The organism is Arthrobacter sp. Dra40, from assembly GCF_059091905.1.
The window spans coordinates 23494-30509 of sequence record NZ_JBNHHB010000060.1; the positions used below are offsets into that span (position 1 = coordinate 23494).

A 7016-nucleotide genomic window follows, 5' to 3' on the forward strand; every position below is an offset into this window, starting at 1 on the left:
TTTCTTCAAGCGTGCTCATGACGCCGCCCCCAAACGCACTCTTGGATCGATCACGACATAGAGCAGGTCGACGGCCAGGTTGATGAGGCCAAAGGCAACGACCATGATCAGCGACACTGCCTGCACTACCGCGAAGTCCTTCTGTTGAACCGCGGCCACCAGCAGCGCGCCGATGCCGTCGAGTGTAAACGCGTACTCGACCACGAAGGCTCCGGCCAGCAAAGCCGCGACGTGGACGCCGGAAACCGTGGTGACGGGAAGCAGTGAATTACGCAGGACGTGGCGGCGTATGACGATCCTTTCCAGTACTCCGCGGGATCGCGCTGTCTGGGCGTGCTCGGACTCGCGCTCTTCCTTAACCGCGGTACGGGTAATGCGCGCTACCACCGCCAACGAGGGCAGCGCCAACGCCAACGCCGGCAGGGTCAGATGATAAAGCCTCCCAGCCAAGCCCTCACCCGAGCCGAAGACCGGAAACCAGCCGAGCATGACTCCGAAGACGCTCATTAACAGCAGTGCGGCGAAGAATGTCGGTATGGCAAATCCGAGATTCGACCCGAAAAGCACCACGTTCTCCAGCCAGCCCGGCCGGAGCCCGGCAAGGCAGCCGAGGCCGATCCCGCCGATCACGATGATGAGTGCAGCGTAGAGGGTCAGTGACAGTGTTGTGGGTAACCGGCCTGCAATGAGATCGGCGACTTCCTGACGGTTGGCCAGCGACTGGCCAAAGTCTCCCTGAATGACGCGCCCGAGCCAGTTGAAGTAGCGGACCAGAAACGGATCGTCCAAGGAGTATTGAGCTCTGATGGACGCCAGCACTTCCGGCGTCACGGTCCGACCTTGCACCAGAAACTGCTCCGGGCTTCCTGGTGCAAGGTACAGCCCGCCAAAGACGGCGAAGCTGGAGGCCAACAAAATCATTCCCAGTGCCAAGAGTCTCTTGACGATATAGATCATGACGGCTTTCTGTTACTTGGCGGCGCCCAGGTCCGCACCCCATGGGTAGTAGAGATAGACGAAGGACGCTGGTACGCCGGTCACCCGCTCGTTCATGAACAGCCGCACGGCAGGGTCGGCGATGGGCAGCCATGGCAGGTCGGCCATGGCCAGCGCCTCAATTTCGGCTACCTTCCCGGCACGCTCCGTATCGTCGGTCAGCACCTCCGCGTCAGCGACGAGTTTCTCGATCTCGGGGTTGCTGTAGTCGGAGAAGTTCTGCGATCCGCCTTCCTTCACGATGGTGCGCAGGAACACCAGAGGATCCGGAACATCCATGTAGTTGGTGGTGACAAAGGCACCATGTCCGGCGCGGGCCTCGGGATCGGAGAAGAAGGCCCCGAATTGTGCGCTCGGCACTCCCTCGGGCTTGACCGTTAGTCCAATTTCCTGGCCGGCGCGCGCCAGTTCGGAGATGATGTCCGCGTAAAAGGACCGTTCACTCGGGTAGACAATGGTGATTGGCTGGCTCAGGTCAGCTTCTGCTTCCGCCAAAATCTTTTTGGCCTCTTGAACGTCCGCTTCAGCTGAAGGAAGCTTCTCGCGCGCTGCGCTGAAGACGTCGTCACCGTAGGACCAGCCGCCGTCGGGAATCAGGGACCGGGCGGGCATCGCTGTTCCCTCATACACTGTCTCCGCCAGCGCAGATTTGTTCGCGGCGGTCCACAGTGCCTTGCGCACAGCAGGATCGCCCAGCGGTCCGTCGCCGGTGGCGATGATGGCCGACATCTGCAGGGACTTGCCAAGAATCAGCTTGCCGTTAGTCGCTGACTGCAGTTGTGGTACCGCGCTGAGTGGAACGTCGTAGGACCCGTCCACTGCTCCCGATGCGAGCGCATTGGTGATGGCCGCAGGGTCCACGATGAACTGGATGTCGAGGTCCTGCACCTTGGGCATGCGGTTGCTGTTCCAGTAGCCATCGTTCTTGGCAAGGGAGATGCTCTGGCCACTGTCCCACTGGTCGACCGAAAAGGGACCTGTACACATGACGCCTTCCTGCGGCGTGCCGTACGCTTCGCCCGCCTTTTTGCGCTGCGCCTCCTGCACCACCACGCCCAGGGGAGTGGCCATGTAAGAGTTGAACGTAACGTCCGGAGAGCTGAGGCTCACGGTCACTTCATGCTCGCCTGTGGCCTTGATCGACTTAACGTTGCCGCTGACCGCGTCACTGGCCCAGTAGCTGCCCTCGTCAGGGTCCAGGTGCCGATTCAAACTGAAGACCACGTCCTGGGCGGTCATCGGCGTGCCGTCCCAGAAGGTCACGTCATCCCGGAGCTGGTAGATGTAGGTCTTGCCGTCGACATTTTCAAACGATTCGGCAAGGTTGGGTGCAATCGTGTAGTCCGGTTCCATCATCATCAGGCCTTCGCAAAGATTGGCCACGACTGTGTTCTCGGGGTAGTTGAAAGCCTTGATCGGATCCAGTGACGCCGGTTCGCCGAAGGGCAGGTTCCAGGTCACGGTATCCAGTTCGCCCGCCGCCGGTTCGGTGGTGGTGAGCAGTTCCCCGAGGCCGTTACTTCCTGCCTCCGTGTCCGGCGCGGCGGCGTCTCCTCCGCCGTTGCTGCACGCGGTCAGCAGCATCGCCAGTGCCACGGACGTGGCGAGCGTGACTTTCTTCATCCTGCAATCCCCTTTGCTTCACAGTGTGTGGTTCCGATGGGACGCTTGGTCCTGCGTATTCCAGTAAGCTACGGGGGCAAAACCTTTTATATAACGTTTTAGTTGTTCTGTTATGCAACTGTTATGACGTGAGTCACGGAGGGCGGACGATGAGACGGCGAGTCACCATCCACGATGTGGCCCGGGAAGCCGGGGTATCGATCACCGCCGTCTCGCACGCCCTGAACAACAAGGGCACCCTGTCAACCGAAACCCGTGAGCGCGTGCGGCAGACCGCAGACAGGCTGGGGTACCAGCCCGACCCGATGGCGCGCGGCCTGCGCAACAGCCCCATCGGGGTCATTGGACTCATGCTCCGGCCCCTGGATTCCCTTGGGACGTATCGTCCGCACGGCGTGGACTACTTCACCAGGCTCTCGGGTGCGGTCGCCGTAGAGTGCCTGGAGCGCGGCCTGAGCGTCATGCTCGTCCGCGACTTGACGCGGCTGCCGCGCTCCCCGCTCGCCCTGTCGCTGGACGGTTACATCATTGATGATCCGCTTGAGGAGGACCCCGTCATCGACCTCTTGATGGGTCTCGCCGCTCCCTTCGTCACCATTGGACGCGATCCTGCACGGCCCGACTTTCTCGATTGGGTCGGTTCCCACGACTCGGAAGAGACCGAGGCAGTGCTGTCCCGTTTCCACCGATCCGGCGCACGGTCCATTTGCCTCATCACGGGCCGGGACCGTAATGCCTGGAACCTTGACTCCGCGGCGGCTTACCGGAGCTGGGCAGCTCGTCATGGAATGAAGCCACGCATAGCCAGCCGGCCCGAGTCCGACGGAGTCGAGGGTGGCAGGGCCGCCATGCAAGAACTGCTGGCCGCAGGCCACGATGTGCCGGACGCTGTCTACTGCCTGACCGGACGCCATGCGCGCGGCGCCTTGGAAGAGCTTGCAGCCCGAGGCATTGCCGTGCCCGGGCAGGTCCAGCTGATAACCGGTTCCGATTCAGAACAGTCACGCAACAGCAGCCCCGCCATCAGTGCGATTGATCTGGAACCGGAGCTCATCGCCGCAGCCGCGGTCAGCCATTTGTCCCGGAAAATGCTGGGGGAGTCCGGCGCCGTTCCGGCGAAGCTTGCCGCTCGGCTCATCCTGCGCGAGAGCACGCTCGACCCCGGCATCGATAAGACGTGACGGGTGGCCCGCCTCCCGCAGGGTCGCTGCAGAAGGCGGGCCACCGCCGTCGTTATGTGCCGTCCCTTCGGGAGGGGCCATTCGGCCCCGCTTTTTCCTGTGGTTGCCTGCCGGGGCCTCCTACCGCGTCAGCTGGCCGGCTCGGCCTCGATGAGCGGGTACACGCCGTTCTCGTCGTGCACTTCGCGGCCGGTAACGGGCGGGTTGAACACGCACGCCATCCGCAGTTCGGTGCTGGCGCGGACGGTGTGCTTCTCGTGCCCGTCCAGCAAGTACATGGTGCCGTCGCGCAGGTCATGGACTTCCCCGGTGACCTCGTTGGTCAGCGTGCCCTCACCCTGGACGCAGTAGACGGCCTCAACATGGTTGGCGTAGTGGAAGGTCGAGGTGGTGCCCGCGTAGATCACGGTGTCGTGGAACGAAAAGCCCACGCCCTCCCCTGCCAGCACCATGCGGCGGCTCCGCCAGGTCTCAGACTTAACGTCGCGGTCGGTGTCGTTCAGGTCGTCCAGGTTGGTAACAATCATCGGTGCTCCTTCGGGTGGTTGGTTTGCAAGCCGCTGCAGAGGGTTGTGCAGCGCTGGCTCGGGCTAGAAACTTCGGCGGTTACGGGTGCTGCCCGTAGGGGTGGCACGCGGCCACGTCCTAGAAAGCTCCGACCAGTTCCGGCACGGTGGTGACCGCGCGGGTTGCGTCAATCAGGATGTCCAGGCCGCGGTCAAGGTCGGCTGCACTGATGGTCAGGGCCGGCATCAGCTTCATCACTTCGCCCTCGGGGCCGGATGTTTCCACCAGCAGGCCGTTTTCGTAGGCCACCGCGGCGATTTTCCCGGCAGTCTCGTTCTCCGGGAACCTGACCCCTGCCAGCAGGCCGCGGCCCCGCACGCTGGCGCCCTCCACCAGCCCGGCGATCCGCTCCAGGCCCTCGTGCAGCTGCACGCCCCGGGCCTGGATCTGCTTCTGGAACTCACCGTTCCGCCAGTAGGTATCCAGCGCAGCGGTGGCCGTGACGAAAGCCGGGTTGTGGCCACGGAACGTGCCGTTGTGCTCGCCGGCGCCCCACACGTCCAGCTCGGGGCGGAACAGCGTCAGCGCCATCGGCAGGCCGTAGCCGGAGATGGACTTGGACAGGCAGACGATGTCGGGCGTGATGCCGGCCTCCTCGAAGCTGAAGAACGTGCCGGTGCGGCCGCAGCCGGCCTGGACGTCGTCGACGATCAGCAGGATCCCGTGCTTCCTGCACAGGTCGGCCAGTCCCCGCAGCCAGCTGGCACGGGCAGCATTGAGCCCGCCTTCGCCTTGGACCGTCTCCACGATGATGGCGGCCGGCTTGTCCACGCCGGAACCACTGTCTTCGAGCACGCGCTCCAGCCATAGGAAGTCCGGGGTTTCGCCGTCGAAGTAGTCGTCGTAGGGGATTTTGGAGCTGTTGGTCAGCGGGATGCCCGCGCCGCGCCGCTTCATCGAGTTGCCGGTCACCGACAGCGAGCCCAGCGTCATGCCGTGGAACGCATTGGTGAAGGAAAGGATGTGCTGGCGGCCCGTCACCTTACGCGCCAGCTTCAGGGCGGCCTCAACGGTGTTGGTGCCGGTCGGGCCGGGGAACATGACCTTGTAGTCCAACTGGCGTGGTTCCAGGATGACCTCCTGGAAGGTTTCCAGAAAGGTGCGCTTGGCGGGGGTCTTCATGTCCAGTGAGTGCACGACGGCGCCGCTGGCCAGGTACTCCAGCAGCGGTTGCAGCAGCCTTGGGTTGTTGTGGCCGTAATTGAGGGCACCGGCGCCGGAGAAGAAGTCGAGGTAAGTGGTTCCGTCCTCGGCTGTCAGGGTGCTGCCCTCCCCGCGGGTGAACACGGCGGGCCAGGTGCGGCAGTAGCCGCGGACCTCGGACTCCAGAGTTTCGAAGATGTCAGTCATGGAAAGCGCTTCCTTCCTTTGTGCGGCCGGCCCCGGGTACGGGACAGCGCCGCAGCAGCCGCGTCTGCGGATGTGCGTTGGTGTGGTTTGTGTTTGGCCGACGGCGGTGGTGGCGGTCCGCGGGGCCGGCGGCAGGTCTTAGTTGAGCGGGCCGATGTGGTACAGGTACTCGGTGTCATGCCCGTCGGGGTAGAGCTCCGGGGTAAAGAGCGGCTCCCGTGCCATCGGCGCCTCGCGCCGCGACGCGAAGCTGGCGAACAGCCGGATGGACGCTTCATTGTCAGCGGTGATGGTGGTTTCTACCCGGTCGGCCCGCACTTGCCGGGCCAACTGGTCCAGCATGCTGGCCGCCAGCCTTTGGCCTCGGAATTTCCGGTCCACGGCCACCTGCCACACCATTAAGGTGCAGGGCTCGCCGGGGCGCATGTAGCCGGTGATGAACCCGGCGGGCTCGCCATCCACTGTGGCGATGATCGACGTCTCGGCGAAGTCACGGGCCCACAGCAGGTAGGCGTAGGACGAATTCAGGTCCAGGACTTCGGAATCCCTGGCCATGCGCCACAGGGACTGCCCGTCGGTCAGGGTTGGTTTGCGGAATTCTGCTGCGATCCTTGGACTGGTCTGGGTTTCTGCTAGTTCTTCAACCATCACCTCCAACGTAACGAGAATCAGAACGTTCTCAACCGGGAGTTTGCGGATTTGACAAGGGTCGCGCCACTTTCGCCGCCCGGAAACGCCGGCCCCCTTCCGCCGGATCCCTTGCGCCGGTTGTAATCTGCCGGACTGACGACGTCGGAGCCCGGCGAGGATTCATCGTTACCATTTCGTGACATTCGTTGTGTGACAAGCGGTTCACACTGCCGTCCCCCTCCCGCGGGCAGGGTCTGCTGGTTATCCGGGGCACCCGGAGCAAGCCCCGCCGATTCGGCCAGTCCGGCCGATTGTCCGGTTCCAACCGCTTTGTCGGTTTCAGCCGCTCGGGGAGAAACAGGGCCGCCCGGCTGTCCACGTTTTAAATGACCTCCCGATAAAAGGGTTGGTCAGGGGCGTGTGGATAGCCAAAACGTGGACAGTTATGCCTGAAGGTGGACAGCTCAGGCAGCCTGAGGGGCATACGCAGCAGGGACGCCGCACAAAGGGGGGCTGGGGACTCTTCAGAGCGGGGCCGGCGCATGAAAAAGCGGCCCCGACCGGCCAACAACCAGTCGAAGCCGCTTTCGCGGTGGGCCCTGCGGGGATCGAACCCGCGACCCGCGGATTAAAAGTCCGATGCTCTACCAACTGAGCTAAAGGCCCGCC

The 7016-nt window shown here is 63.5% G+C and carries 6 protein-coding genes and 1 tRNA gene; 1 reads left to right on the plus strand and 6 read right to left on the minus strand.

Annotation, left to right across the window (positions count from 1 at the left end):
* Positions 1 to 15: 15 nt before the first annotated feature.
* Both AC5RWT_RS20375 and AC5RWT_RS20380 read right to left on the minus strand, forming a co-directional pair.
* A complete protein-coding gene (locus tag AC5RWT_RS20375; protein ID WP_494081749.1) occupies positions 16 to 957 on the minus strand; it encodes an ABC transporter permease in 942 nt (313 codons plus the stop codon).
* A 12-nt stretch (positions 958 to 969) separates the two neighbouring features.
* The gene (locus AC5RWT_RS20380; protein WP_494081750.1) at positions 970 to 2619 is read right to left on the minus strand and encodes an ABC transporter substrate-binding protein; all 1650 of its coding nucleotides are present in this window, start codon (positions 2617 to 2619) and stop codon (positions 970 to 972) included.
* Between the two features lie 149 nt (positions 2620 to 2768).
* On the opposite strand from AC5RWT_RS20380, the gene AC5RWT_RS20385 reads away from it, so the two are divergent.
* Positions 2769 to 3800: a LacI family DNA-binding transcriptional regulator gene (locus AC5RWT_RS20385; RefSeq protein WP_494081751.1), complete on the plus strand. Its 1032-nt coding sequence runs from the start codon at positions 2769 to 2771 to the stop codon at positions 3798 to 3800.
* Positions 3801 to 3928: 128 nt separating this feature from the next.
* Here AC5RWT_RS20385 and AC5RWT_RS20390 read toward each other — a convergent pair whose 3' ends face one another.
* The 4 genes from AC5RWT_RS20390 to AC5RWT_RS20405 all read right to left on the minus strand — a co-directional run bounded on the left by AC5RWT_RS20390 (position 3929) and on the right by AC5RWT_RS20405 (position 7013).
* On the minus strand, positions 3929 to 4327 hold the full coding sequence (locus tag AC5RWT_RS20390; protein ID WP_494081752.1) for an ectoine synthase: 399 nt from the start codon (positions 4325 to 4327) through the stop codon (positions 3929 to 3931).
* 118 nt (positions 4328 to 4445) lie between these two features.
* The gene (ectB, locus tag AC5RWT_RS20395; protein WP_494081753.1) at positions 4446 to 5717 is read right to left on the minus strand and encodes a diaminobutyrate--2-oxoglutarate transaminase; all 1272 of its coding nucleotides are present in this window, start codon (positions 5715 to 5717) and stop codon (positions 4446 to 4448) included.
* A 138-nt stretch (positions 5718 to 5855) separates the two neighbouring features.
* Positions 5856 to 6365: a diaminobutyrate acetyltransferase gene (gene ectA / locus AC5RWT_RS20400; protein ID WP_494081754.1), complete on the minus strand. Its 510-nt coding sequence runs from the start codon at positions 6363 to 6365 to the stop codon at positions 5856 to 5858.
* Positions 6366 to 6940: 575 nt separating this feature from the next.
* Positions 6941 to 7013: transfer RNA gene (locus AC5RWT_RS20405), tRNA-Lys, on the minus strand.
* Positions 7014 to 7016 lie beyond the last annotated feature (3 nt).

What these genes read in the sequence shown, in the direction of transcription:
- AC5RWT_RS20380 (WP_494081750.1), bottom strand. Translation starts at nt 2,619, where the DNA reads ATGAAGAAAGTCACGCTCGCCACGTCCGTGGCACTGGCGATGCTGCTG.
- ectB (WP_494081753.1), bottom strand. Translation starts at nt 5,717, where the DNA reads ATGACTGACATCTTCGAAACTCTGGAGTCCGAGGTCCGCGGCTACTGC.
- AC5RWT_RS20390 (WP_494081752.1), bottom strand. Translation starts at nt 4,327, where the DNA reads ATGATTGTTACCAACCTGGACGACCTGAACGACACCGACCGCGACGTT.
- AC5RWT_RS20375 (WP_494081749.1), bottom strand. Translation starts at nt 957, where the DNA reads ATGATCTATATCGTCAAGAGACTCTTGGCACTGGGAATGATTTTGTTG.
- AC5RWT_RS20385 (WP_494081751.1), top strand. Translation starts at nt 2,769, where the DNA reads ATGAGACGGCGAGTCACCATCCACGATGTGGCCCGGGAAGCCGGGGTA.
- ectA (WP_494081754.1), bottom strand. Translation starts at nt 6,365, where the DNA reads ATGGTTGAAGAACTAGCAGAAACCCAGACCAGTCCAAGGATCGCAGCA.